Source organism: Bradyrhizobium hipponense, assembly GCF_008123965.1.
GTDB lineage: Bacteria > Pseudomonadota > Alphaproteobacteria > Rhizobiales > Xanthobacteraceae > Bradyrhizobium > Bradyrhizobium hipponense.
This window is the reverse complement of sequence record NZ_VSTH01000206.1, coordinates 1-26,305: the sequence shown is the minus strand read 5'-3', so window position 1 is coordinate 26,305 and position 26,305 is coordinate 1. Positions and strand designations below refer to the sequence as shown.

24 protein-coding genes and 3 pseudogenes are annotated in these 26,305 nt (G+C 57.9%); 18 read left to right on the top strand and 9 right to left on the bottom strand.

The window, feature by feature from the left end; all coding sequences use genetic code 11:
- The coding region (locus FXV83_RS43360; protein WP_210250795.1) for a hypothetical protein at positions 1-565 on the top strand (565 nt) is incomplete at its 5' end.
- 239 nt (positions 566-804) lie between these two features.
- Here the strand turns inward: FXV83_RS43360 and FXV83_RS39880 are convergent.
- From FXV83_RS39880 to FXV83_RS43355, 4 genes are all read right to left on the bottom strand, one after another.
- Positions 805-1,383: an anthranilate synthase component II gene (locus tag FXV83_RS39880; RefSeq protein WP_148745513.1), complete on the bottom strand. Its 579-nt coding sequence runs from the start codon at positions 1,381-1,383 to the stop codon at positions 805-807.
- A complete protein-coding gene (gene pabB, locus FXV83_RS39875) occupies positions 1,380-2,774 on the bottom strand; it encodes an aminodeoxychorismate synthase component I (RefSeq protein ID WP_148745512.1) in 1,395 nt (464 codons plus the stop codon). Before pabB ends, FXV83_RS39880 begins: the two co-directional genes overlap by 4 nt.
- Before the next feature lie 92 nt (positions 2,775-2,866).
- Positions 2,867-3,196 (bottom strand): Dabb family protein, encoded by a 330-nt coding sequence (locus FXV83_RS39870; protein ID WP_148745511.1) that lies wholly within the window; start codon positions 3,194-3,196, stop codon positions 2,867-2,869.
- Positions 3,197-3,288: 92 nt separating this feature from the next.
- The gene (locus tag FXV83_RS43355; protein ID WP_187436493.1) at positions 3,289-3,744 is read right to left on the bottom strand and encodes a hypothetical protein; all 456 of its coding nucleotides are present in this window, start codon (positions 3,742-3,744) and stop codon (positions 3,289-3,291) included.
- A 73-nt stretch (positions 3,745-3,817) separates the two neighbouring features.
- Between FXV83_RS43355 and FXV83_RS39865 the strand changes: the two are divergent.
- Positions 3,818-4,015 (top strand): annotated as a pseudogene (locus tag FXV83_RS39865) (transketolase C-terminal domain-containing protein); the annotation flags it as partial.
- Positions 4,016-4,325: 310 nt separating this feature from the next.
- Positions 4,326-4,487, top strand: coding sequence for a hypothetical protein (locus tag FXV83_RS43350; RefSeq protein WP_187436492.1), 162 nt, complete (start codon positions 4,326-4,328; stop codon positions 4,485-4,487).
- 260 nt (positions 4,488-4,747) lie between these two features.
- Here FXV83_RS43350 and FXV83_RS45055 read toward each other — a convergent pair whose 3' ends face one another.
- A complete protein-coding gene (locus tag FXV83_RS45055; protein ID WP_283811751.1) occupies positions 4,748-4,870 on the bottom strand; it encodes a hypothetical protein in 123 nt (40 codons plus the stop codon).
- Here FXV83_RS45055 and FXV83_RS39860 point away from each other — a divergent pair.
- The 8 genes from FXV83_RS39860 (at position 4,869) to FXV83_RS39825 (ending at position 13,508) form a co-directional block, all read left to right on the top strand.
- The gene (locus FXV83_RS39860; protein ID WP_187436491.1) at positions 4,869-6,164 is read left to right on the top strand and encodes an extracellular solute-binding protein; all 1,296 of its coding nucleotides are present in this window, start codon (positions 4,869-4,871) and stop codon (positions 6,162-6,164) included. The two genes, FXV83_RS45055 and FXV83_RS39860, sit on opposite strands and share 2 nt — an antisense overlap.
- Positions 6,165-6,251: 87 nt before the next feature.
- Positions 6,252-7,187, top strand: coding sequence for a carbohydrate ABC transporter permease (locus FXV83_RS39855; protein ID WP_235940580.1), 936 nt, complete (start codon positions 6,252-6,254; stop codon positions 7,185-7,187).
- An 11-nt stretch (positions 7,188-7,198) separates the two neighbouring features.
- A complete protein-coding gene (locus tag FXV83_RS39850; RefSeq protein ID WP_148745508.1) occupies positions 7,199-8,059 on the top strand; it encodes a carbohydrate ABC transporter permease in 861 nt (286 codons plus the stop codon).
- A 14-nt stretch (positions 8,060-8,073) separates the two neighbouring features.
- Entirely contained in the window at positions 8,074-8,997 is a 924-nt protein-coding gene (locus FXV83_RS39845; protein ID WP_235940582.1) for a ribokinase, read from the top strand.
- A complete protein-coding gene (locus FXV83_RS39840) occupies positions 8,994-9,764 on the top strand; it encodes an SDR family NAD(P)-dependent oxidoreductase (RefSeq protein ID WP_148745506.1) in 771 nt (256 codons plus the stop codon). Before FXV83_RS39845 ends, FXV83_RS39840 begins: the two co-directional genes overlap by 4 nt.
- On the top strand, positions 9,757-10,584 hold the full coding sequence (locus FXV83_RS39835; RefSeq protein WP_148745505.1) for an HAD-IIA family hydrolase: 828 nt from the start codon (positions 9,757-9,759) through the stop codon (positions 10,582-10,584). Before FXV83_RS39840 ends, FXV83_RS39835 begins: the two co-directional genes overlap by 8 nt.
- A complete protein-coding gene (locus FXV83_RS39830) occupies positions 10,584-11,696 on the top strand; it encodes an ABC transporter ATP-binding protein (protein WP_148745504.1) in 1,113 nt (370 codons plus the stop codon). Before FXV83_RS39835 ends, FXV83_RS39830 begins: the two co-directional genes overlap by 1 nt.
- 36 nt (positions 11,697-11,732) lie before the next feature.
- Positions 11,733-13,508 carry a phosphoenolpyruvate hydrolase family protein gene (locus tag FXV83_RS39825; RefSeq protein ID WP_187436490.1) on the top strand — a complete coding sequence of 592 codons (1,776 nt, stop codon included), beginning with the start codon at positions 11,733-11,735 and terminating at the stop codon, positions 13,506-13,508.
- 9 nt (positions 13,509-13,517) lie between these two features.
- Here FXV83_RS39825 and FXV83_RS39820 read toward each other — a convergent pair whose 3' ends face one another.
- The 3 genes and pseudogenes from FXV83_RS39820 to FXV83_RS39810 all read right to left on the bottom strand — a co-directional run bounded on the left by FXV83_RS39820 (position 13,518) and on the right by FXV83_RS39810 (position 16,057).
- Entirely contained in the window at positions 13,518-14,156 is a 639-nt protein-coding gene (locus FXV83_RS39820) for a hypothetical protein (RefSeq protein WP_235940578.1), read from the bottom strand.
- Positions 14,157-14,815: 659 nt separating this feature from the next.
- Positions 14,816-15,595 (bottom strand): annotated as a pseudogene (locus FXV83_RS39815) (IS5 family transposase).
- A gap of 66 nt (positions 15,596-15,661) precedes the next feature.
- The gene (locus FXV83_RS39810; protein ID WP_148745502.1) at positions 15,662-16,057 is read right to left on the bottom strand and encodes an enoyl-CoA hydratase-related protein; all 396 of its coding nucleotides are present in this window, start codon (positions 16,055-16,057) and stop codon (positions 15,662-15,664) included.
- Positions 16,058-17,009: 952 nt separating this feature from the next.
- Here FXV83_RS39810 and FXV83_RS39805 point away from each other — a divergent pair.
- The 7 genes from FXV83_RS39805 to FXV83_RS39775 all read left to right on the top strand — a co-directional run bounded on the left by FXV83_RS39805 (position 17,010) and on the right by FXV83_RS39775 (position 25,760).
- The gene (locus FXV83_RS39805; protein ID WP_235940577.1) at positions 17,010-18,599 is read left to right on the top strand and encodes a class II glutamine amidotransferase; all 1,590 of its coding nucleotides are present in this window, start codon (positions 17,010-17,012) and stop codon (positions 18,597-18,599) included.
- Positions 18,600-18,611: 12 nt separating this feature from the next.
- On the top strand, positions 18,612-19,298 hold the full coding sequence (locus FXV83_RS39800) for an HAD family hydrolase (RefSeq protein ID WP_148745515.1): 687 nt from the start codon (positions 18,612-18,614) through the stop codon (positions 19,296-19,298).
- The gene (locus tag FXV83_RS39795; protein ID WP_148745501.1) at positions 19,295-20,224 is read left to right on the top strand and encodes an NAD(P)-dependent oxidoreductase; all 930 of its coding nucleotides are present in this window, start codon (positions 19,295-19,297) and stop codon (positions 20,222-20,224) included. The genes FXV83_RS39800 and FXV83_RS39795 overlap by 4 nt, the downstream gene beginning before the upstream one ends.
- 1,105 nt (positions 20,225-21,329) lie before the next feature.
- Positions 21,330-22,580, top strand: a complete 1,251-nt coding sequence (locus FXV83_RS39790) for a Tm-1-like ATP-binding domain-containing protein (RefSeq protein ID WP_148745500.1) — start codon at positions 21,330-21,332, stop codon at positions 22,578-22,580.
- Entirely contained in the window at positions 22,567-23,397 is an 831-nt protein-coding gene (locus tag FXV83_RS39785) for a phosphoenolpyruvate hydrolase family protein (RefSeq protein ID WP_235940575.1), read from the top strand. Before FXV83_RS39790 ends, FXV83_RS39785 begins: the two co-directional genes overlap by 14 nt.
- Positions 23,398-23,425: 28 nt before the next feature.
- On the top strand, positions 23,426-25,204 hold the full coding sequence (locus FXV83_RS39780) for an FAD-dependent oxidoreductase (RefSeq protein WP_148745499.1): 1,779 nt from the start codon (positions 23,426-23,428) through the stop codon (positions 25,202-25,204).
- Between the two features lie 223 nt (positions 25,205-25,427).
- The gene (locus tag FXV83_RS39775; protein WP_235940574.1) at positions 25,428-25,760 is read left to right on the top strand and encodes a PAS domain-containing protein; all 333 of its coding nucleotides are present in this window, start codon (positions 25,428-25,430) and stop codon (positions 25,758-25,760) included.
- A 247-nt stretch (positions 25,761-26,007) separates the two neighbouring features.
- Here the strand turns inward: FXV83_RS39775 and FXV83_RS39765 are convergent.
- A pseudogene (locus FXV83_RS39765) lies at positions 26,008-26,127 on the bottom strand (ATP-binding protein); the annotation flags it as partial.
- Positions 26,128-26,305: the final 178 nt, after the last annotated feature.

Below are 26,305 nucleotides of genomic sequence, written 5' to 3'. Positions count from 1 at the left end.
GCAATACAAGGCGATGGAACAGGCCAAAGACGGCGCTCAGTTCCGCTGGCGGGACGGCGATCAATTCACGCAAGAAATCGAGCGTATGGACGCGCTGCTGGCCGAACTCGCCAAGTGCGGCTTCGACGGCGTCCCCGAGGGCTACCGTCTGTGCAACAATCCGTTCTTCCTGAAATTCTGTCCACGCGTCGTGTTTAATCCGAACGACGAGGGCTTGTTCAAGGGAATCTATCTTCCGCTTGACCTTTGGAAGAGCTTGCATGCGAACGGACGGCTCAAGGGGCCGAAGGGCGGCAACGTTATCGGGTTCGACAACGTCGGAAGGCCGCTCTCCAACACTGAATTCATCTCACTGGTCACCAACTCCTGGGTTGGCACGATCATCTCCCAATCCGCCGAGCTGGAAAAAGTTATCCGGTCGGTTCTCGAAACCGGGCGAACCGTGATCTTCGCGGTCAAGCGGGAGTCGGCACCGGATGATTCAGATGGAATGCCTCAGACGTCGCCGGTCGAGATGCCCTCGCTGCGCTTCAATGACGAGTGTAGGCCGGGCGATCTTTCGTAGCAACAGCAGGTCCAGCACGATCGGGTGCCGTGATCCCTCGCCTTTGCATCGCGCGGCCGCAGCGCAATCGTCGGGTAGAGACGCGATAACAGCCTGACGATGTCGCGTCGAACAATTACAAGGTCGGCATGGGCACAAGCAACCGCCCAAGAGGCGCGAGCAGATGCCAACTCTTTTCGCGTCGAGCGGCATGTTCTCGATCGGCGCATTTTTAAAACCGACAGACCTCTACGGCCGCCTTAAGAAAGATCTGCAAGCCGTAGGAAGTTTGCGAACAGTACGTCCCCTTGTGGGGTGAGTATCGACTCCGGATGGAACTGCACGCCATATGTTGGTTGATCGCGATGGGCGAGGGCCATGAGCTCCCCATCATCCGAGAGTGCTGTCACGGTGAGGTGTCGGGCAGATGACGAATCCAATTCGACGATCAGCGAATGGTAGCGCCCCACACAAAGTGGGGATGGTAGGTCTTTGAACAGCCCCCGGCCTTCATGTGTGACATACGAGGGACGACCGTGCATAGGACGACGTGCGCGCGTTACACGTGCGCCGAACACGCTCCCAATGCACTGGTGTCCGAGACAGATGCCGAGAATTGGCACCTGACCCGAAAATTCGCGAACGACGGCTGTAGATATTCCAGCCTCAATTGGAGCGCCCGGACCGGGGGAGATGACAACCGCGCGGGGCCTGAGGTCAGCAAGTTCGCTCACATCCATCGCGTCGTTCCGGACGACACATGTTGCTGCACCAAGTTTGCGGAAATATCGCGCAATGTTGAAGACGAAAGAGTCGTAGTTGTCGATGATGACAATCAAGATGCACCGGCGTCTTCAGCAACGAATGCGCGAAAAATGCGCTCTGCTTTTGCAAGGCTCTCCTCATATTCGGCGGCCGGATCGGACATTGCCGTTATCCCGCCACCTGCATGCAAGACGGCCTGGCCGTCGTCGATCGTCACGGTGCGAATAGCAATATTTGTATCCATATGTCCATTGAACCCCATGTAGCCTATGGCACCGCAAAACACCTCTCGCGCCACACGCTCGATATCCAGGATAATTTCCATCGAGCGTACCTTGGGAGCTCCGGTAACGGAGCCGCCGGGAAAGCAGGCTCGAAGTAGCCCCACGGCATCCTCTCCCTGTGCCAGCTCACCCGTAACGACGGACACGAGATGGTGCACCGAGGCATAGGACTCGAGGTTGCATAATGACGGGACGTGGACTGAATCGGGCGTGCAAACGCGCGAGAGATCACTGCGCAGGAGGTCGACGATCATGATGTTCTCGGCGCGGTCTTTTTCCGAACTTAGCAGCGTCTCAGCGCGACGCCGGTCTTCCTCGCAATCAGCAGAACGCGCCACCGTTCCCTTGATAGGTCGCGTTTCGACCTGTCGCCCGTCAAGCTTTAGGAAACGCTCGGGCGAACTCGATGCAATGGTGAGCTTGCCATACCGAAGGAGGGCGGCAAAGGGAGCCGGATTCACTTTCCGCAGCTGACAATAGAAGGCTATCGAATCGAATGAGTTCGCCAGGCGAGCGCTGAAGCGCTGCGCAATGTTGACCTGGAAGGCGTCACCCGACAGAATGAGGTCAATCACGCGCTGTACCGCCGCGATGTATCCCTGACGACTGAAGTTCGAATGCCATGAGCCGACTTGGCCTAGTGTCAAATCAGGAGGGCGGGTCGAGACTGTAACCAGCCCAACAAATTCTTCGGCTCTTCGGCGAGCTCTCTCACGCCGGCGAGCTGGATCCTGCTCCGGCCACCCGGTAGAAACGACCCAGCATCTGTCATGGCGGTGATCGAAGCTTATCACGACGTCGTAAAGATGTAGGAGTACCTGAGGCAAGCGATGCCCCCCGATGGCCGGCACCGGCAGTCGCTCCAGTGTCCTGTTCAGCTCGTATCCAAAAAAGCCGGCGGCGCCGCCCTGGAAAGCCGGGAGATCGGCGCGGTGCACTTGCGGATAGTTGGCTAGCAGAGCACGAAGTGCCGCCCACGGATCGCCCACAATGGTCTCTCCGTTGCAAATACCTCTCTCGTCGGCGATCATATAAGTGCTGAAGGGATCGCACGCCACATACGAGTACTGCCCGAGCACCGCGTGTCTCGATGCGCTATCCAGGAAGGTGAGGTGCCTCCGATGCGAGAGGCGTCGCATGGCTGTGACGGGCTCAATCCACTGCAGTTCCACTACATGCATTAGTCTGTCGCTCAGCGATACATGGCTGACTGTGATTCCGCCCGGCGAAGGCGAGGCTTTTGTGCACCCAAATCCCCTACACGCCTGCCAGGTTAAGTAGGCCCGCGGATAGGGCCACATACTGGCTTCGCAACTGTTGTTATGCTGTAATCGGCCGCGAGACGTAGCTCTCGGAGCGGTCTTACCTGCCGGATCGACTCCTGGTAAAGCTCGTGCGCTTTATAGGCTTCGAGTTCGACTTCGTCGTCGAATTCACCGTAGACGATCACGTCAATTTCGTTGCCAAGCCGGTCACTCTTGCGGTTGCGAGCGACCTCAAGCCGGCGTGCGTGCGGGATTTTGGCGAGAACGGAAAGGCCGTCGACCAGTTTGTCGACATGCGCCTTATCTTTTGCGGTGAAGAACACGATGTGTCGAATCATAGTTGACCGCCGGTAGTCCCGAACATTGCGGTTGAGTTCGCCCAAAGCGACAGAAGCCTCATCGCCAAATCATGCAAGACTCCGCCAGCCGTTCAGATGCCACTGCACAGCGGGCGCCCTGCACGATCGCGCTGGCGGTGTTTAGCTGAATGTTCTTCCGCCGCTACTGCGCAAGGTAGACGATGTCTGAGACGAATTTCCGCACCGAAGTTAGGAACCGCGTGTTCATCAATCGCTGAGACAAGTTTCAGTAGGTGCTTCCGTCGACGGTCATTAGCTTCGCGCGGATCTCGTGCATGAATCGGTCTCACTTGCTGGATTGGCGCATAAGAACTGCAGCAAAATGCGCTCGTTCGTTGAATACAGGCGCCATCATAAAACCAGAAGGGAAAGAGCGCCGCCAAGCCCTGAAGCGTCGACATCGAGGCGTGACTTTCAATGGTTGAAATCCGCTCTCCGGCTGAAATCACGGAAGGTGTCGATAGTCTCAGCCATACGTGCGCGCCTGCGAGGAGCTTACCGTTTTGGCGCTGCTCGTCGCCAAGCAACGAGCCCCTGCCTGTCGGCCAAAAATTGCGCGTTTGGTCGTAATTCCGCGATGAAATCCTTCAAAGAAGCTCGGTTGCCGAAAACCACACAACGATTGGTGGTCTCGGCGAGGCGGTTGCCGCACTTCTGATGCGTTCAGGCGTCCATCCGCCTTTCCGCCAGATCGCATTGCCGGACGAATTTCTTGACGCCGGCGCACTTCCGACACTGCACGACCGCTACGGGATTTCCACCGCAGAGGTCGCAAAGCAGATCAAGCAGTGGCTTTAGCGTACCGGCGCTAAGCGCCAATCGAGCCAAGCCTAGGTGAGGAGCTACGCCCGTCGCATGTTGCGGCTGATGGCTCCTGTCCAAATGCCGGTAATCGAGAGCCGGAAACGAACAGCTCAGACAAGTTGCACGGCTGCTTCGCGCGCCGCGCAACGCCGGAAGGCGCGGTCACGCGGTCGACGAGCTCCGGCGCGTTCTCGATCGAGGCGAACCGACCTGGAGTTCTCCCGCGACATAATTCTGCCGGGCCCGACCGGCCGCCGATGCCGCCTGGGAAACGGCCGCAGGATCCGGAATCGACGGATGCGACATGCGTTTCGAAGGCTACCGGGTCGAGACCCGGGAGCACGCCGGCGAATGCCCCGACACCATGCCCCGGCTGATCGAGGTGACCGACGCCGACGGGCGGAAAGCCGCCTACGTGCCGCTTAGTCGCGACGGCAAAGAGGTCGACAGCTGGGCCGTTGTGTAGAAGCTGAAGGACTGCGAAGATCGCTGAGCGCTCAGGCCGCGAGAACGCCGTCTTTCTTCTCTCCGCTTGAAACGATCTGTCCATCGCAGCAAGTTGGTAGAGCAGCGTGCACGGAACACGCTTTCTCCGATCTGCCATCTCGTGGTACTGTCGAGTTACTCAACTTTACCCAACCAGAGTTTGAAAAGCCGCTTACGACCTGACAATGAGGGCTAGCCTTCGCGACACTGCGGCCTCTGGAAGAGGAGGGGGCGCGTGGTCTACGGGCCAAAGAGCCCATCGGAGGGAATCATGCCAAGGAAGCTCGCCGCTTGTCGCGGCCATTCGGCCAATTTTGCCAAAATAACTCTCATCTGCTCCACGCTTTTGGCCGGATCGGCCATGACGTTTACCCAAGCCAAGTCGGACGACATCAACTGGCGCCAGTTCGAAGGCGTGTCGATCGTCTGGGCCTATGACATTCATCCCTATGCCGACGCGGTCGCAGCCCAGTTGCCGGAATTCGAAAGGCTCACGGGCATCAAGGTGACGCCCGAGCTTTATCCCGACGATTCCTATTGGAATAAGTTGACAATCCAGCTCAGTACCAAGTCGCCGAGCTGGGACGTTGTGGGTACGGGCATTCAACCAGCTTGGGATCTTGCACCAGGTCAATTGCTTGAGCCGCTCGACCGCTATCTGAACGATCCGAAGCTCACGGCGGCGGGCTACGACTACAACGATTTCTTCCCTGCACTACGGGATGCACTGACCTGGAAGGTCAAAGAAGGTCAGATCGAGCCGGGAAGCGGACAGGTGTGGGCCATTCCGCATGGCTTTGAGAACATCCAGCTGTTCTACCGCAAGGACATCCTCCACAAGTACGGCGTCAAGGTCCCAACCACTCCACAGGAGATGTCCACGGCCTGCGAAAAGCTGAAGGCTGCGGAGCCCGCGATCACACCTTTGGGGGTGCGCGGCGTGCGATTTTGGAGCAGCATCCACACCGCTGCGATCTCGATTGCCAGATCCTACGGCGTGCATGATTTCGTCGTCAAGGACGGCAAGCTCGACACCGGCCTCGACTCGCCCGAGTCGATCGCGTTCCACAAGGACTATGTGGACATGATCAAGAAGTGCGCAGCTCCATCCTTTGCCAACGACAACTGGTACCAGGTAGTCGATGGCATCAATTCGGGACGAACCGCGATGGCGATCGATTCCAATATGTTCGGCTTTTGGAATGACGTGGCTGGCAAGCCTGCCTCCGGGAAGATCGCATTCGCGCCTCCGCTGCACGCTCCGAACAGCAAGAATTTCGAATCCAACATCTGGATCTGGTCTCTGGCGATGAATGCTGCGTCCCAGAAGAAGGGGGCAGCCTGGCTGTTTATCCAATGGGCAACGTCAAAGCAGGTCGAGCTGAACGGCGCGGTCGCCGGCAAGCTCGTCAACTCTCCGCGTGCCTCGACCTGGAGCGACAAGGCCTGGCTCGAGTATGCGGCAAAGCCGGAGTTCAACAACTTCGTCGACACGTTCAAGACCGTGCAGGACAGGGCCCAACTCGCCTTTACAGCTCGCGTCGGCTTTGCCGAAGCAATGAATGGTTGGGCCGTGGCCATGCAAAAGATGGTCAATGGAGCTGACGTGAAGGCCACGCTAGCTGACCTCGCTTCCGAGATCCGTTCGTCCATGTGAAGCGCGCTGGGGGGGCGGCGAGCATCACCGCCGCCCTTTGCATTTTAGAGATATAATGAGATGGACATTCGAGGATCCGACGGAATCGTGACGCTGCAGCCTTCGGCCAGCCAACTTGCTTCGTCAAAAGATAAGGCGGTCAGGAGCGCCGAGGAGCGGCGTCTTGATTGGTGGAGCATTGCCGCAATCGCCCCCGCTATCATCGTACTTCTTGGCTTTCTTTTCCTGTTTTTCTACGGCGTCTTTCAGTCGCTGACTGATCTCAAGTTCGGTCGGCCGCTGGTCCACTTCATCGGCCTCAGCAACTACGCAGCACTGATTAAGACAGGCGATTTTTGGAACAGCATTCGTGCCACTCTTGTCTACGCCGGATCGGCGGTACTTGCGGAGGCTGTATTCGGTCTCGCACTTGCCAAGCTGTTCGCAACTGAAGTCTTCCTTGCGCGTGTGATGCGGCCCGTCATTCTGTTGCCGCTCGTCCTGCCCCCGATGAGCGTTGCGCTCATGTGGACGACAATGATGGATCCGCAAAGCGGGATTATGAACTACTTGCTGTCCCTTGCGGGGATAAACCGATTTGCGTGGATTTCAGATCCAAACACCGCGATGTTTTCGCTGGTTCTCATTGACGTCTGGACCTATACGCCATTCTTCACGCTAATCATCTTCGCTGGCCTTCAGGGTATCAATGAAGAGGTGAGGGAGGCCGCGCGTGTCAATGGCGCGAAGGGCTGGGCAACCTTCCTGCACATCGAGTTGCCCCTGATTGCTCCATATATTCTGATCGCCGCAGTGTTTCGGCTGATCGAATCCCTCAATCAGTTCGACATCATCTTCGGGACAACGCAAGGCGGGCCCGGAAATAGCACCTCCGTACTTTCGGTGCGAGCTTACATTACCGCGTTCCAGAATCTTGCCTTTGCGCGTGGTGCCGCACTTATGGTCGTCAATTGGATGATCGTGCTGATCGGAACCTTTGCCATGGTGAAGCTGTGGCGCTTCGTTCGGCAGCGCGTAAGCTGAGGAGGCAACGTATGCGATTGAAACGCTCGACCTCCACCAATTTGATTCTAAACCTGCTCGTCGGAATTTGCGCATTGATTCTGACATTTCCACTTGTCTGGATCGTGATGATGTCGCTGAAGCAGCAGGCCGAGATCATGACCTGGCCACCAACCTTCGTCTTCTCGCCAACCCTGGAAAACTTTCGTGTCTTGTTCGATGTCGCGCAGGCGGGTGCCACCAGCTACGGCACGATCAAAGTGGATTTCCTAACGCCGATCACGAACAGCGTCGTCATAGCGATCGGCTCCGTCATCGTCTCTTTGCTCCTGGGCGTGCCTGCCGGCTACGTACTGGCGAGGCGGGACGTACCTTTCAAAGAAGACATCGCTTTCTTCATTCTAGGATTTCGCTTTGCTCCAGCACTCCTGATCGTCATCCCGCTGTTCAGCATTTTCCAGACGATTGGCCTCTACGACACCTATCTCGGCATGATCTGGGTCTACCAGGTTGTCACACTGCCGATGATTGTTTGGCTGAGTCGCTCATATATCGAAGACATCCCCAAGGATATCGAGGAGGCGGCTGCCATGGATGGCGCGAAGCCGTTCCGGGTCGTGTTGCACATCGTGCTGCCGCTTCTGAAGCCCGGGTTGATCGGCGCCTCCTTGCTTATCTTCCTGCTAGCCTGGCACAATTTCGCCCTCGGTTTGATCCTCAGCTCGACCAAAGCACCGGTGACGGTCGCTCTTCTCAAGCTGCTCAATCCGGGCGTGCAGTTCTACCCTGTTATGGCCGCAGGGCTGGTCGTGACGATGATCATTCCCGTCATTCTGATCATCATCGGCCAACGTCACCTCGAACGTGGCCTCACATTCGGTGCCGTAAAATGAGCGCTAGGCCATTGATGTTCTTCGGAACGACGAATCTCGATCTCTGCTTCAATGTCGAGCGACTTCCGACGCCGGGTGAAAGCCTCATGGGAACCTTGGCCCGCAACCCCGGGGGAAAGGGCGCCAATCAGGCTGTCGCCGCTGCCCGGCTTGGTCTTCGGCCAACGTTTTACACGCGTCTCGGCGATGATGATGCCGGACGATTGCTGTTGCAGTCGCTGCGCGATGCCGGTGTTTGCGCGGATGCAATCGAGATCTGTGCGGGGGAGGTGTCGGGTTCAGCCCTGGTTATGGTCGGTGACGACGGCTCCAACATGATCGTCATAGACCCGGGCGCCAATCTCAACGTGACGCCGGACATGATCGAGAGCGCGGCGCGATTCATCGACCGAGAAGCAATCGTCGTGGCCGAAATGGGGATGCCGATACCAGCGCTCAATCGGCTCTTCGAGATGAAATCCGACCGAGGTTTCAAGCTGATCTTCAACCCGGCGCCGGTGAGGCCCGGACTTTCAGCCGCAGCGTGGAGAAGTGTCGATTTTGTCACGCCGAACCAGGCGGAAGCTTTCGAACTGACGGGGGTCGAGGTGGAAGACTTCGAGAGTGCCGCGGGCGTGGCTGCGAAGCTTCTTGATCTTGGGCCACGGGCAGCGCTCATCACCTTGGGTGCGCAGGGGGCCTACTATGCCGATGCAACGAGCTCTTTTGCGCTGCGTGCCTTCCCGGTAAAAGTCGTTGATACCACAGCGGCAGGAGATGCGTTTAACGGAGCGTTCGCCGCATCACTGGCTCAAGGCCTGCCCTTAAGGGAAGCGGTGAGGAAAGCGCTGGCCGTTGCAGCGTTATGTGTGACACGACGCGGCGCTCAAAGCGCTATGCCGACGGTCCAGGCCGTTGACGAGTTTCTGAAGTCCCAAACGATCTTGGAGTTGGAATGACCGAACAGTTCTCAGTTTCAGATAGAACGGTGCTCGTCACCGGCGCCGGCGGTGGGATTGGCTCCGCCATTGCAAATGCCTTCCGCCAAGGAGGGGCGAACGTTGTCGCCACCGATGCCCATCCGGAGAATCTCAGAGACACTCTGGCAAGATTGCCCTATGGCAACGGCATATTGCCGATGGCCATGGATGTTGCGCGCGAAGAAGACGTCGCCAGGGTGCTCGACGAGGTCGCCAAACACTTTGGCCGGCTCGATGTTCTGGTCAACAATGCGGGTGTCAAATCTGCACAGCCGTTGCTGAACGGCAACGCAGAACGAATTGAGCGTACAATCCAGATCAACTCGGTTGCTGTCCTGCGCTGTTCAAAAATGGCCATCGAGCGTTTCATGAAAAGCAAGGGCGGGCGTATCGTCAACGTTGGCTCCTCCTTGTCGTCGCAGGGGGCCGTGTTCAACTACCAGGCTGGCGGAGCTGATTACTGTCTTTCCAAAGCGATCGTTCACGACGTCACGAAGTTGCTTGCCTACGAATGCGCTCCCCTGAACATCAACGTGAATGCGATCGCGCCAGGGATCATCGATACGCCAATGCATGGCCGTCCGCGCGAGGAGACGGAAGCGCGCCACAGCGGCCGGATCCCCTTGGGACGGGTAGGAGTGCCGGAGGATATCGCAGGGCTAGCCGTGTTCCTCGCAAGTCCTGCAGCTTCCTACATGACCGGGCAGATCGTTCACGTGAACGGCGGGATGCTTATGAATGGCTAGTACAGGCTCTCACCTCAACTGGCCGCCAGTCGACGGGATCATTTCGGATCTGGATGGCGTGGTCTATCGCGGGAACGCCGCGATTCCAGACGCCATGGAGGCGTTTGGGCGATGGCAGGCGGCCGGAGTGCCGGTCTGCTTCGTGACCAATAATTCAACGCACACTCCGGGGGACGTCGTCCGCAAAGTGGAAGCGTTCGGCCTTGCCATCGCGCCGAAAGACGTGGTGACGAGCGCTATCACGGCCGCGGAACTCATCCGCGCTAAATACCCGGACGTGACGCGCGTATATGTCATCGGTGCGCCATCCCTTGTGAAGGCCATCGCCAGCGTGGGTCTCGAGACTACCGACCGAAAGCCCGAGGTCGTAGTGATGGGGCTCGATCGCCAGATCACGCATGAGAAGATGCGGACGGCGGTCGACGCGATCTTGAACGGAGCCGCATTCATAGGCACGAATCCTGATCTCCTCTTGCCAACCGACAACGGGTTCGAGCCCGGAGCAGGTGCAACGATCACGGCGGTCGCTGCTGCCACGCAAGTGAAACCCCTGATCGTCGGTAAACCCGAGACGCATATGATCGAGACTGCACTTTCGCGTCTGCGGACAGCTCGCAGTTCCACTTTGCTGATCGGCGACCAGCTACAGACGGATATTCAGGCAGGGAAACGGGCGGGTCTTCCGACCGTGCTGGTCACGACGGGTGTGCCGGTACGGGAGGACCCATCATTGATTCCGCCCGATTTCATCGTGTCGAGTCTGAGGGAGGTTGAGGTGCCGCCGATGATTGCTGGCAGCTCGCGACAAAGGAGAGCGTGATGGCCGATGTCCGCCTGGAAGGTATCAATAAGGCGTATGGAACTATCCCGGTCCTACGGAATATAGACCTGACAATCGATCATGGGGAATTCGTCGTCTTCGTCGGACCATCGGGGTCAGGCAAGTCCACGCTCTTGAGAATGATCGGCGGACTGGAGCGAATTAGCGCAGGGCGGCTGCTGATCGATAACGCGGTCGTCAACGATGTTGACGCGGCCGACCGCAATCTCGGCATGGTGTTTCAGAGCTACGCTCTCTATCCGCACATGACCGTGCGAGAGAACCTCGCGTTCCCTCTGCGCATGGCCAAGGTTGATAGGGTCCGGATACACGCGAGAGTAGCCGAAACGGCTTGTTTATTGCAAATTGATCATCTGCTGGATCGCAAACCTCGGCAACTCTCCGGCGGACAGCGGCAGCGCGTAGCGATCGGCCGGGCCATTGTGCGTGAACCCAAAGTGTTCTTGTTCGACGAGCCCCTGTCCAACCTGGATACGGAATTGCGGGTGCAGATGCGGGTCCAGATTGCCAAGCTTCACAAGCAGCTCGGAAACACCATGATCTATGTGACCCACGATCAGGTTGAAGCGATGACGATGGCCAACAAGATCGTCGTTCTTAAGGATGGCAATATCGAGCAAGTGGGGAGCCCGCATGATCTCTACCACAATCCGGCATCTCGCTTTGTGGCCGGTTTCATTGGCTCGCCCAAGATGAACTTCCTCAATGGCAACATCGAGGCGGCGCACGAGTCGGGCATGAACGTCAGGCTGGACGCGGGTGCGACAATATCCGTTCCCGTCCAACCGGATAAATTGCTCGTTGGCGAACCCGTCACGCTCGGAATCAGGCCGGATGATTTTTCCCCATCCGCTGCGGAGAAGAAAGAGATAGCGATCGAGCTCGATGTCGATTTCATCGAGCATCTCGGCAGCGTCACATACATCTACGGCAACACTGGAAAGGAAGCTGTGGTCGCAAAGGCGCCGAGGTCTGAGCCACCCAAGAGCGCCGGCAAGGTTCGGCTTGCTGCTGCTCCGGCGGACTGCCACCTGTTCACGATGAACGGAAAGGCATTGCGGCGGTTGCGCGCGCCCGCAAATTGGGGGTAACTTTCATTAGTGCCGTGCGGGACGCGGGGGCTCGGTATGCAGACGCGGACGGACCAGGTGAAGGGAGGGGGTATCAGGCAGTTCTTCCGCAACTCCCGTTCGTTTGTGCTTGGGGCGGGAATCGGATCGGGCATGACCGCGAGAGCCGCCGAACGCGCGGGGGCGGATTTCGTTCTCGCCCTGAATGCCGGCCGTTTTCGCGCGATGGGCGGCTCTTCGCCGGCCTCAATTCTTCCAATCCGCAATTCCAACGAATTCGTAGCCGGCTTCGGCCGGACCGAGATACTGCCCAGCACGAAATTGCCGGTATTTTTCGGGGCCTGTACCTTCGATCCGCAGCTCGATATTGACCGCTTTCTCGACCACATCATCAGGTGGGGCTTCTCTGGGGCCACCAACTTCCCGTCCGTCATCCACATCGACGACTACAGGAGATCACTGCTTGAAAAGTCCGGTCTTGGCTACGCGCGAGAAATCGAGCTCCTGGTGAAAGCTGCCAGACGTGGCCTGATGACCATCGCCTACACGCGCACCCAATCCGAAGCAAGACGCATGGTCGAAGCAGGCGCTGAGGCCATCTGCATCAACTTCAGTCTCAACCGGGGGGGCGAGGACGGATCCGTCCCATCGATTAGCCTGTCGGAACTGGCCGCGCGTACGCGCGCCGTTGCGCGCGTGGCTCAATCCATCGATGGAAACGTGATCTGCCTGCTCGGCGGCGGACCGATTACGAAGCCTGACGAATTGTTGGATATCTGCCGCGAAACGGGTATCCAGGGTTTCATCGGCGGCTCTTCGCTCGACCGCGTCCCACTGGAAATGTCGGTCCTTGAGGTCACCTCGGGCTTCAAGACCATTCACTTGCTGCGCGAGAAGGTCGATCTCCTCGAGCGCCAGCTCCAGTTGAGCGGCTTCAGGCACGGCATAATTGCGCAGTCCTCAATCATGAAGCGCGCTCTCGAGACCGCAAGGCGTTTGGCTGGCAATCCCAATCCTGTGCTGGTGTGGGGTGAGACGGGATCAGGGAAGGGGCGAATAGCAAGTCTAGTTCATGCCTTCAGCGACCGGAAAAACACGAAGGCGGCGCTGTTTCATTGCCGACCGGGTCCGGCAATCAATGCGGTCGCTGCCCTGTTCGGCACCGAGAGCGATGAGAACAGGAGACGCCAACTGTCGCTCCTGGAAGCCGCAAGCGATTCTGCGCTCTTGCTGATGCATGTCGATCAGCTGTCGCGGGATGGACAAGAGCGTCTTGCCGACTATCTCGAGACGGGTAGTTTCATGCCGCTGAACGGCGTATCCATTGTAAGGTCAAACGCCCGGATCGTGGCAACCGCAACAGTGGCTCGCGGAGCAGGGTTGGAAAGTGTTCTATGTCCCCGCCTTCTTGCCTTCTTTGTTGGACTCGACATAGAAGTACCCGCTTTGCCAAACCGGCTGGAGGACCTTCCGCAGCTCATTCAGCATTTTACAGTCGAGGCCAAGGGGGATTCGAACGCGCAAACGATGGCAATAGAAAAGTCCGCGTTCTTGGCGCTAGCAGACCATCATTGGCCCGGAAACTTGAGAGAATTGCGTCAGATCGTCAACCAACTTGTAGCGCTGAAAGATACCCATATAGTCGCGGAGGTCCTCAAGCCGTTGTTGAACGCGGAGTTGCCCGCCAAGCGAACATCGGCATTCTCCGAGCGCGAATGGATCATCGAAGGCTTGAAAAGAAACAGGCTCCACCGCGGGAGGACTGCCCGTTCTCTAGGACTTTCAAGGAAAACGCTCTACAACAAGATCAAGAAGCTGAGGATCTTAGAGTAGCAGTCGCCCTCAATTTTTGCGCACGAGCCGCTTCGAAGCCGCCGCGTCCAAGAGCGCGAACTTTGGCATCGACGACCCCTGCTGGCCAAGGCTGACCAGCTCCATCTCGTTGCAAATCCGCAGCTCAAGAGCCTCTTCCGGCAAATAGACAATACCGTGGAGATGCGAACCAAGTCGTCTCTCTGCCGATATGATTTCAGAATCCTTGGCAGCGGCGAACAACGTCTTGAATCCCAGACTCGTAAACCATTCCATCCGCCTAAGTTCCAGCTCCTGGCCGGTATCGACCGGCGCGCCAGCCGTCGACCGCTCAATCATGGAGGCAGGTGGGAAGTTTGTTACGCCGAGGATCCCAGCATTCTTCAAGGATTCGGCAAAGTCCTCCCAGCACGCGAACGGATCGATCATCATGATCGCCGCGTAAATGTGGCCACGCGTTCCCTTGGACACGTTTTGCAAGTCTCGCAGCAGACAGTCGTTCCAGTCGATAATAGGCAAGGTGGCCATGACGAGCATGCAGCCTTTCGGAAGGCTGCGCAAAGATGGTGCGTAGATTTGGAGCGACGCGCCCCTACGGGCGGTCGGCAGAAGAGTGGCAAGTTTGCCGACAGCTGTCACTTTCACCACATTCGACCCGATTTTACTCATCCCCATCTTTCACCGATCTTATACGTGGTTTCGGCCTGGTCTAGATGTGCGCGCACGCGAACGTTTGCTGGCTGGCACATATTCCAACGGGAACTGAACACAGAGAAGTCAACTCGGACCAAAAGACTACTTCTCACGGATTGCGACAGATCCGCTGGCAGACCGGGGTCGTCTGCTTCCTCCCTCGACTTAAGCCGCCGTTGGAGAAGTCCAGCAGCGGCCTCCTTTTTTAGTCTCCGGCCAGTGCCATGGCGTGCGACGCTAGGAGCGGCGTCACCGACTTGGGCCCAATGCCCCCAGAAACGCTCTGCGGCGACGATCACCAGGAGGCTGGAGCCTGAGACCTTCGGAACGTTTATGTGGAAAGCTGCGAGGCGACGGCTGCCCTCGCGACAAGGGGCCCATCATCTTAACTTTAGCGAGACCTCGATCGGCGCTGAGTATCAGCACGAGCCGTTTCCCTCGGCTACAAACAGCATTCCGGAGTATAGCAGGCTGCAACGGACGTTGCGTAGCAGGGGCCTCGGTAGTCGCAGTTTCCTATGCTCGTCACCCATACTGGCCAGCCAACTGCTCTCCTTAGCTTCGCTGCGGCATGGCTGCCATCTAGTATCTTCGTAGTCTCTATGACGCGAAGAAAGAAGTCCTAGGGTACAGACTCAATTGAGCCAATATGCGACGAGAGCGGCGAGCTGAACAGCGGCCAAGAAATTCCGGGCGAGCTTGTCGTATCGTGTGGCGATGCGGCGGAAGTCCTTGAGCCGGCAAAAGCAGCGTTCGATGATATTTCGGCTTCTGTAGGCGCGTTTGTTGAAGCGATGAATGACGACACGGTTGGATTTATCGGGAATGACGGGCTTGGCGCCGCGACCAGCGATTTCGGCGCGAAGGTTGTCCCCGTCGTACCCTTTGTCTGCGAGAAGCGCGCTCATGGGTGGTGCGAGCGCCAGAACATCGGACGCGGCAGCGATGTCGGCATCCTGACCTGGGGTCAGATGCAGGACGACCGGTCGGCAGAGCGGATCGCTCAGCGCATGGATTTTTGTCGTACAGCCTCCCCGCGAGCGGCCGATTGCCTGATTGTGCTCCCCCCTTTTCCGCCGGAGGCACACCGATGAGCTTTGATCGAAGTCGAGTCGAGCGACAGCACGACGGCATCTTTGCCAGGTTTGGCCAGTGCTTGAAAGATTGCGCACCATCGTTCGCGCTTGGCCCAGCGATTGAAGCGATTGTAGATCGTCGTGTAAGGACCGTATTCGCGCGGACAATCACGCCATCGCGCATCCGATTGCAGCATGTGAACAATACCGCTGATGATGCGCCGATCGTCGTCCCGATCCGGCCCCGTCAGTCCCGTCGGCAGATGAGGTTCGATACGAGCCCATTGCCTGTCATTCAGCCAAAACAAACCCGCGCGCATTCTCTCGCCCCCGAATCAAGAACACGGAGGCAAGAGAATCACGTGGCGCTATTTAGGTGCAGACCCTAGCTCTCTCGTACTTTGGTCACCGCTCCTCAAACGATGCGTTCATTCCCTCCTGCTGGTCGGAGCCCGTGAACGCAACCCGGATCGCTTGCCGCTCAAATTCCACGCCAGCATCCGGGGTCGTTTGGCGGGCGGCGAGAACTGAAGCCTTGGCAAGTTCTATCGAATGCGGTGGGTTATGCGCGAGCACATCTGCGATCCCGAGCGCTCGCGCTTTACCTGCTTCCGCGACTTCGGCTACCATCCCCGGCTCGATCGCAGTATGGACCGAAATAGATTGGACATCGAGGATCATCAGCATTGCCAGAGACACGCGGGTCAGGCGTTGAGTCGTGCCGTCTCGGGCAGAATTCCGTTTGATCTCAGGCTGCCCAAAGAGCGCGCCTTCTCCTGTGATGACGACATCGGTCAGCATCGCAAGTTCGTGACCTGCCTCCAAAGCATACCTGCTCTACGGCAGCAATAATGGGCTTCGGGCAATTCGTGATGTCCCGCCAATCGTTGCCACGGGCAGGATTACTGATCGCTTCAAGCCGCGCTGCTGCATTCCGTTAACGTCCGATCCAGCAAAAAAAGAACGCATCGGTGCTGCAAAGCACTATGCAGCGGACGGCCTCATCCGACACGGCATCGCGGCAGGCGGAGGCAAGCGCGGCAATAAACTCATTGCCGAGGGCGCTTCGCTTCGTCGGCCCATTCCGCCCCAAGAGGCGGACGTGCGGGAGAGGAGATGTCGACACACAACGGCGCGGTGAAGAACGTTGATCATCGGCAGATGAGATCGTCCGGGTCCGCTTCAATCCGGCTGTCCACTCGCATCCCAGTCAGAACTTGAAGATGGCGGCGAGCGCGTCCAAGACCCGGGGACCCTCTGATTCGATCATGCTCGTCTGTGAAAAGGCAACAGGCTGAAGCAGCTGCTCGACCAGGACTCGGTTGGGCGCGAAGAAGAAATAGGCTCGTCCGCGAGACACACGAAGCGTCAGCAAGTGGAGCAGAACAGCAGAACGCCTAGTGCGGCTCGAAATCGTCATGCTCGCTCATGCGAGGGGACCGCGTCGCACGCAAGCTTGAGCGCCAATGTGTGGTGGGACGATAGGACCAGAGTCAGAGCTTGGCTCTTTTCGTACTAACGCGTCGCGCTTCAGACAACGTGTCAGGAATCGGACGACGGCGAGATCAGCCAGGCAAACCAAATGGCTGAAGTGTTCCAATTCCGCCGCTTTGGCGGCGAGCCGTGTCGTCTAAGGACTGGTACGTCGCTTGCTTAGTGAGAAGCGGAACCACGTCTTCACGCCCTGGCGGTTAAACACATTCGGCTGTGATGGACCCGGGACATCGGTTCTTTGAATAAGAGGGCTAATAGCATGTCCGGTGTTGCCGCTGCGTTTCTATGTTCTTCAAACAACTCACGGGCGACGGTTTATGATCGCCTGAAGCACATGATTCCGAAACTTGCACTTCGTGGGCAGGCGGGTGTCGGCGTTGCAGCGTTCATGCACAACGAAGGTATTCGATATGCGAGAGCGCTTCAATCATCATGCGACTCCGTGCGCATTGAGCCCGATCAACAGGATCCAAATTTTAGGCCCCATGTTGCAATCGCCCACATTCGTAGCCGATGCCGCGGAACCAGCGATGGCGGCGAACTTCCGCCAATTCACCACAATGCGGGCACCAGCCGCCATTTGGCAATTTCTTTGGATGGAGCTTTGGTCAATGCCCGTGAACTCAGGGGGGAATTGCTTGCCCATGGCTATCGGTTAGGCGGCAACACAGATGCCGAGCTCTTGCTCAAATGGATTGAACGCACTTGTGAAAGAGACTATTGGCGGCACGGTCTGCCCGTCAATTATGAAAACGTCTTTCGCGACATTGATGACCGTATGGATGGCGCTATTAGCGCGCTTTTCCTGGACGGAGAAGGAACTCTGGTTGCATACCGGAATCGATGTGGTTTGCGACCTTTGGAAACTATGCAAACAGATGACGGGTTCTTGCTCTTTGCTTCAGAAAATTGTGCGTTTGCCGGTCTAGAGGGTAAGACACGGCAAATCTTGCCAGGCCACATCAAGTATGTGGACGGGAAAATGGGGTGCTGCGTTGATCGTTCCGTGAGCAACGGGCGATACAAAGCCAAACTCTGCGCCTACGAATCTCTCTACTTAGGAAATCCGAACACATCGATCGAAGGCCAATCACATTTCGAAACCCGTTACAACATCGGCGTCGCCCTTGGCGGCCTTGTTGCGAAGCGACTGCAAGGAGAACCGGGCTCGGCGCTGACAGTCGTTTCCTCGATGCCGCATACCGGAGGGCCATACGCTGATGGTCTGTTTGCCTCTCTCGCCGAATACGGCATGCTCGCTCAGCGTCGGGAAGTAGTCGCAACGCAATTTTATCAGCGAACTCTCATTGGTACACCCAACCAACGAAAGTCTCGCATTGCTCAAAAGTACCGCGTTTCGGGAACTAGCCTTGCTAAAACCACGATAATAATTGCCGACGAGGCCCTCATTCGGGGCGATACCAGTCAGGCTGTCACAAAAATGCTGCTTGCCGCTGGAGCCAAAGCCGTACATTGGGCGATCGGTTCGCCGCCTATAGTGGCTCCGAATTACTACGGCATGGGTATCGACACACTAGATGAGTTGGCATTCTGGCAGATATGGAAACGATTGCCGCCCGAACAGCGCGCGCAAAGCCTTCGTTTTCACAAGATGGAGTCGCAAGTTCGCAAAACCATCGAAAGTAATATTGCCGCATCCATCAACGCAGCCACGATAACGTATCTGCCGTTTCCACTTCTAGTATCGTTGTTGCCCGGCAGCCAAGACGGCTTCGACTTGTCACCGTTTACATTCGAGATGCCAACTCCTGCGGGGCAGGAGCGCGCGAATAGGAATTTGCGCGACCTAGTGGCCGATCTTCCCTATTCGAAATCAATCCCTGCTTGAGGTCAGATCATGATGAAACCCGTTCTCGTCTTCGATTGGAATGGAACGCTGCTCGACGATGCGTACGCACTGCTCGAAACGACCAATGCCATACTAAATCGCTTTGGTCGTGCAACGATCGATATGAAGACGTTTCGGGAACATTGCGACGTTCCGCTATCTCGTCTTTATCGCAGGCTCGGACTGTCGCAAGACGAGCTTGCAACGGTGGATCGCGATGGGAGTGCAATCTTTCACGACGCCTACGAGCTTCTTGCGGATAGAGCCGATCTGCGCGAGGGCGCGCGCAGAGTCTTGGAGTTGGCGCGCCTAGAAGGGGCTTCGTCCATCATCGTGAGCAACCATATAGTCGACCCTCTGCGCTCCCAATTGAGAAGACTTGGAATCAATGACTGCATCGACGATGTGCTCGCCTTTGAAAGCCGCGACACCCAATATAAATCGATGAGCAAAGGAGAGCGGCTTCGTCTATACATGCAGAAGAACAACTTGAAGCCGGCGTCAACCTTTATCATCGGCGATATGCCGGTCGAAACTGATATTGCACGGAATCTCGGACTGATAAGTATATCCATTACCGGAGGATTTGTTTCGGAGTCGCGCTTGCGGGCGGCGCATCCAGACTACACGATTAACAACCTTCATGAGTTGTTGCCAATCTTACGAGACCACGGTTTTTTCGGAATGCATAAATCATGATTGGCGAGGAATCATCACACAGCGTCGCTCCTAAAACGGCCAGGCAGAGAATAGGCCTTATCGGAGCTGGACGCATGGGAACCGGTATGGGCATCAGCCTGTTGCGTCACCAAATCGAGTTGCATATCAAAGCCAATAAGAATCGCCTCGGTGCGGATCGCTTGACTAGTGCAGGTGCCCGTGAACATCCCTCAATCGCTGAGTTGGCGCGGCATGTAAGCGCCGTTGTGTTATCCTTGCCGTCCAGCCGCGAGGTTGAGGCGGTCTGCCTTGGGCAAGATGGCCTGTTCGTCCATATGCCCCAAGGAGGTTTGATACTTGACTGCTCGACGTCTTATCCTGCTTCGACGGTCTCACTCGCTGAGCAGGCCCAAAAACGCGGGCTAAGCTTTATAGATGCTCCCGTAACGCGGAGCCCCGAACACGCAGAGTTGGGCCGTCTCAACGCGATCGTTGGATCCAACGAAAAGGTGTTTCCTGCGGCAGAAGGAATTCTTGCCGCATTTTGTGAGACCGTGCTTCATGTCGGCGAGGTCGGACAAGGTCACAAGCTCAAGCTTGTTTACAACAGCATGACGATGGGGATAGCGGCGGTTGCCGCGGAGGTTTGCCAATTTGCGTGCGGTCTTGACGTCGATCTCGTAACGCTCCGCTCTCTGGTTAGTCGCGGCTCCACGAACAGCGGAATATTTCAAGGCTTCGTGGCCTTTTTGTTGGGCGAGAAACCCGATGTTCTGGCAATCTCAATTGCGAATTCCGCAAAGGATATTGAGTGCGCTGTGCGCCTGGCAGGCGAGAGTGCAATTTCGGTGCCGGTCTTGGCCGCCGCCGCGCACAAACTAAATGTCGAAGTTATTACGGGCAAAGGCGAGCTGACGCTGCCTCACCTGTCCTGCTCGACTGGTCGCCCAACCACGTTCCTGTAGACCTCGTTGCCTACTGGGACTTCGACGATGCGACAATCCCCAACACCAGCAGGGATATTGCCGCCAGTAGCATTGCCGAGGTCTCGGCACTGCGGCTACCATCGGCACTCGGTCCTGACAAGGCGTTGCGGGATTGAGGATCTTCCCAACTCGTCCGAAGACCCTTCCGTCCATTCGCCCAACCCGCGCGCGCGTAGGGAGGCTCAAGACAGTTTCTGAACCTGGCAAGCCTTGGTCGCGTACCTTGATTATATCCGCCCAGGCGAGACCAAGCCCATCAGAATGGCAAGACCATTCAAACAGGGACCAGCTGCCGAAGATCAGCTCGCCGTTCTGCGCGGCGTCGATATCGCGATCGGAGAGACGCAGTATCCCTCCAGAGGCGATCTCAACTGTGCTCTTCAAGCCGCAAGCGGGGTGGAAAACCTCAGCTTATGATCCACGACAAGATGATCAAGGCCGCGGCTATCGTTCGTTCGCGTATAGCGGAAATTGCGTCGATCATGATCTTGGAACAGCGTGAATGCACGCCTGTCGACTTCTGTAAGCGAGCAATGGGTTGGATGGCTCCGGTGCGCCGGTGCGGCCAACGCATTCAGCGGAGCACTGTACGTGTTCCGTTCGAACAAGAGCAGATCGGACCAAGGCGGTTTGGTGGGGAGCAGGGGGTATGCCCGTTGTCAAGACGCTCGAGGAAACGCAATTCTGCTGGCCGAAGATTGCGCCGACCGGGTGCGGCGGAAGTTTATAGTCCCGGTGATCGCGGCCACTGTCGACCACTCAGCAGTATCCTCGCGCCGCGCGAACAGATCCGTCATGATTATCGGTGCATAGAGGGGAGAAAGCATCCTAATGCGGAAAGCGCGCAAGCTCCGAAAAGGCGTTCTTCCAGTCAATGATAGATAACCTTAGCGAGCGTGGGATCTTCTGAAAGGCTGCGGAAAGACGGTACGTAGATTTTCAGGGACGCGCGTCTGGGAGCAACTCCGCAGCACTTTCACTACACCTACCCAATCTTACCCAAAAGCACCCTTTCCCAATCTTATTCCTGATTTCAGCCCGGTCTAAGACCGCCTGGTGTTTAGAATAGTCCGGGAGGAAGATCGTGTCTGACCATTGCGCGGACGACCAGAGGTCAGTCCGGGTTGGTAACTCGTCCGAGCTTGCGGGCGCAGTCGCGATCGTGGCGACGCTAGATACCAAGGGCGGCGAAGCGTCGTACCTTGCGGGCATCATCGAGGCGTGCGGCCGTAAAACCGTCCTGATCGACATCGGCACATCGAACTTGGTTCCGGACAAACAGGCCGATGGGATGGGTGGTCGCGTCGCCTCGCCTGCCGAGCTCCTGAAACAGATCGCCGCAAGCACGCGCAAACAGGTTGGTGGCCTCCTGCAATCAGGCGCGATCGGTGCGATCGTCGGGGTAGCGGGTGGAAAGGGCAGCGCAGTTTTCGGCGAGGTCGTATCGGATTTGCCTTATGGATTCCCCAAGCTGCTGGTGAGCAGCGCCAGGCCAGCGCTACTCGCCGAATTGGCCGTCCATAACGATATCATCCTCTACCCGACCCTGGTCGATCTCCTCGGCATCAACGTCTTTACCGCACGCGTGCTGGAGAATGCAGGGCGCGCTGTTGCGGCCATGCAGCATGCGCCCGCCGAACATGCGCGTAAAAGGAAGGTCGTTGCGATCACGGCCTTCGGCGTGACGACGCCTGCAGCAAATCACTGCGTGGCGCGCCTTGCAGATGCCGGCGCAGATGCGATCGTGTTTCCTGCCAACGGAGCTGGCGGCCGCAAGATGGAGCAGCTCATCGCGGCCGGCGAATTCGACGGTGTGATCGATCTAACCACAACTGAGCTGGCTGACGAAATCGTCGGCGGCACCGCGAGCGCCGGTTCGGATCGGCTCAAAGCCGCGTCGCGCCATTTGGTCCCGCAAGTGATCGCGCCTGGCGCGGTCGATATGGTCAATTTTGGTCCGCCATCCAGCGTGCCTGACCAATTTCGCGGCCGCCAGCTCTACTCCCATACACCCTACACGACGCTCATGCGCACAACGGCTTCGGAGAACGCGAGCGTCGGTCGGCTCACGGCCGAGCGGCTGTCGCATGCTGAGGGACCTGCAATAGTCCTTTGGCCCGTGAAAGGCGTTTCCGACTATGACCGCGAGGGCGGCATTTTCCGTGATGTTGATGCGGACAGAGCTTGGCTCGATGCAGTCAAGGAGAATGTCCACCCCCACATCAAGGTACGTGAACTGAACTGTCATATCAACGATCCCGAATTCGCCGAGGCTGCCGTGACGTGGATACTCAAACAGCTGAGGCAAGGAGACTCATCCCATGCGGATGTTTGAGCGAACCGAAATCCTTTCGAGGATCGCAGGCCAGATAGCGGAGCGGAAAGCAGTTCTTGCGGCCGGGAGCAGCTGCGGCCTCGTCGCAAAGTGTGCCGTCCTCGGAGGGGCCGACATGCTGGTGGTCTACAGCACCGGGCTGTCGCGCCTCATGGGGCTTCCAACAAGCCGGATCGGCGATTCCAACGCGCGTACGCTCGAGCTTGCAGCAGAAATCCGCAACGTCGTATCTTCTGTGCCTGTGATCGGGGGCGTCGAAGCGTGGGATCCTCTTCGGCTCGATCTCGATGCGCTTCTCGACAAGTTCTGGGCCGCCGGCTTCTCCGGCGTGATCAATTATCCAACCATCTCCACCATGGGTGAAAAATGGCGTGACCGCCGCGGCCGCGTCGGCCTCGGCTTCGAGCGCGAGCTCGAGATGATCGCGGCTGCCTGCAAGAAGAACATGTTCTCGCTTGCGTATGTAGCAAGCCCCGAAGACGCCAAAGCCATGGCGAGTGTAGGTGCCGACTGCATCGTCCCCCATGTCGGCGCAACCCGTGGCGGGCTTGTAGGCCACGAGCAGGTGCAGTCCATTCAAGAGGCGATCAGGCGCATTAACGACATCAACGCGGCGGCGAGAAGCGTCCGCTCCGATGTCATCCTGCTTTGCCATGGTGGCACTATCGCGGAGCCGCAGGATACGGTCGAGGTCTACCGATCGACGCAATGCGTCGGGTTCGTCGGCGCCTCCTCCATTGAAAGAATTCCAATCGAACGGGCGGTGAAGGCGGCGGCTGAGGAGTTCAAAGCTGTCCCGCTTCCGCGAAATCACTGATTTAAGCGCAATTGTCGGCGGGGCTGGAGTGAACAAGCCGGTGGTCCAATCAGGCAGAGAAAAGACAGCGGCATTCCCCCGAGCTACCAGACCGGATCAGACTTTCGAGACTGATGTTCTCGTGGTCGGTAGCGGTGCGGCCGGACTGTCCGCGGCACTCTATGCGGCAAAGGCCGGACTGAGGGTGACTGTATGCGAAAAATCTCCGCGCCTTGGCGGCACGACGGCGCTATCGAATGGCATGATCTGGGTTCCTTGCTCACCCCAGGCGCGGTCCGCGAAAATCGATGATTCGCTGGAGAAGGCGAGGACCTACCTACAGCATGAGCTTGGCACCTATTATCGCGCAGGCTTCGTTGATGCCTATCTTGAGGACGGCCCTACTGCGCTCGCCGCACTTGAGAACGGGACAGAGGTCAGGTTCACGCTGGCCTCTGCCCCTGACTATCATTCAAGCCAGGTCGGCGGGGTCGACAAGGGCCGCGCACTGAGCCCTGCACCCTATGATGGGCGGCTCCTCGGCACCGACTTCGACCTGATAGGCGACCCTATCCGGGTTGTGCTCGGCGGAATGATGATCTCATCCAGCGAGGTGAGAAGCTTCCTGAACCCATTCCAATCTTTTGCGTCGCTCAAACATGTCTTGCGTCGCATCAACCGCTACATGCGGGATCGCTTAAGTTACAGGCGTGGCACAGAGCTCAGCGGAGGCAATGCCCTGATCGCGCGGTTGCTGGTGAGCCTGCGCAAGTACGGCGTCGAGATATGGCCAGCATCGCCGCTCATAGAACTCGTCAGGGAAGAGGGGCGGGTCAGCGGGGCAATCGTCAAGCGGGGTGATTCTGCCATTCGCATGCACGCCTCGCATGGGGTCATCCTCGCAACAGGCGGCTTTGCTCGCAACAGCCAATTAAGAGCGGAGCTCAGCCGCGCCCACCAGCACAACGACACCCTGGCCCATCCCGATGTCACCGGTGATGGCATTACGCTCGCGACCGGGCTTGGAGGAGCGATTGACAACAACGTCGCCTCTGCCGGATTCTGGACGCCTGTGTCGATCCTGAAGAGCGGCAGCTCCTCGCAACTGGTTCCGTACGGCTGGCTCGACCGCGGCCGTCCCGGTGTCATCGCTGTGGGGCCAAATGCCAGACGTTTCGTCAACGAGTCCAATTCGTACCATGACATTTGCCTCGCAATGTTCAAAAGCGGATATCCGGCAGACAAGCGATTCTACTTCGTCTGCAACCAGGAATTCGTCCGCTTGAGAGGCATGGGACATTTGCTCCCCTGGCCCTGGACCTTGAGCATCGGGAAATATGCGCGACTCGGTTACATCAAAGTCGGCCGGACGCTTCCGGAGCTTGCAAAGCAGTTGGGACTGGATCCTGGAGAGCTTCAAAAGACTGTCCAAGAACACAACGCGCACGCTGCTGAAGGGCGCGATCCGCTTTTCAAACGCGGTGAATCGGCTTTCAATCGCACGCTCGGTGATCCGGCCGTGGGAACGAAAAATCCAAATCTCGGACCGATCAAAAACGGCCCATTTATAGCGCTGCCGATCGTTCCAGCAACGCTCGGCACGGCGGCTGGATTGGCAACTGATACTTGCGGACAGTTGTTAGACGGACAGGGGATGCCGATCTCGGGCCTCTATGCTTGCGGCAATGACATGACCTCGCCAATGCGTGGAATCTATCCCGGAGCAGGCATCACGATCGGCCCAGCCATCGTGTTCGCCTACCGCGCGGTCAACAGCATCCTGCGATCGGCTCATCACGGGCAAAGGGCCGCGGCTTCCGGAGCGTAACCGTCACGTAGGCTGTTTTCGGTTGCGTGGCGGTACGTAGTAGATGGGGCGGCGAGAGGCGGGGGGCAGGCGACTTCGGCGTTCCATTTGGAGAAACAGGCGCGACAAACAATCTCCGTGTTGTCGCCTGTTAAGACAATATCTTTCTTAACAGAGCGGTCGAGCTGGCCGCCTTGGTTGCCATCTGGAGCTCCTTTGTATGGCTTGTGACCAGGAGCTCACATTGCTTGACTTCGAGGGCAGCATCAGCCTTGCCGATATACTTCCGTTCATCGAAGAAAAGCTTTCGGCTGGGCTTTGGCGCAGCGATGTCGCGGGCCAAATGCAATGGTCGCGCGGCTTTTATGAGCTACTCGGACTGGACCCGCGTCTAGCCACTCCTTCCTACACGGAAATCGAGAGAAGGATTCATCCCGATGACCGCAGCGGGACGCGCTCTTTCGGCGAGAGGGTGTCCAATCGATTGTTGCTAGAAGGTGAGTTTCGCATCATCCGGCCCAATGGAACGTTGCGCTGGATCTACGGCCGGACCGAGACCTTGTGCGGATTCCGATGATCTCGCCCGGGTGTACCGATTTGATCTCGCCCAGGATTCCGAGATGATCTCGCCCACCATTCCGATTTGATGTCGCCCGGGGCGCGAGGCGTTCTGGCTTTTAGATTTCTGGCATCGGTGAAGCGGCGGGGTCAACCTTGAATCGCGGCTTGAGGCCCTTCTTCGTCTGCTGTTGCTCTGCTGTGGGCATGTGGGCAACGCTCTTTGCGTTGTCCAAGCGCATCGGCATGTCCACAGCGCCACTGAGTCAGGCCCTTTGGCCGGGTTTGCGGGTTCGTCGCAGGCTCTCGCCGTTGAGATCGATCCGGTGGGCGTTATGGACCAGGCGGTCGAGGACGGCGTCGGCGTAGGTGGGGTCACCGAACACGACAGAGTACCCCTATTCTTGAGCGGTTCGTGTCTCACGTCACGATCACCGACCCCCATCATTTTCTGTTTGGGCACCGGCTTGAGGTGCTGAAGGAGCGGTCGGGGCGCGGTCCCGCCTACGTCGTTGTCGCGCTGCCGGACGGACGGCGGCGAGCGGTTCGGATCGCGTCGACGGA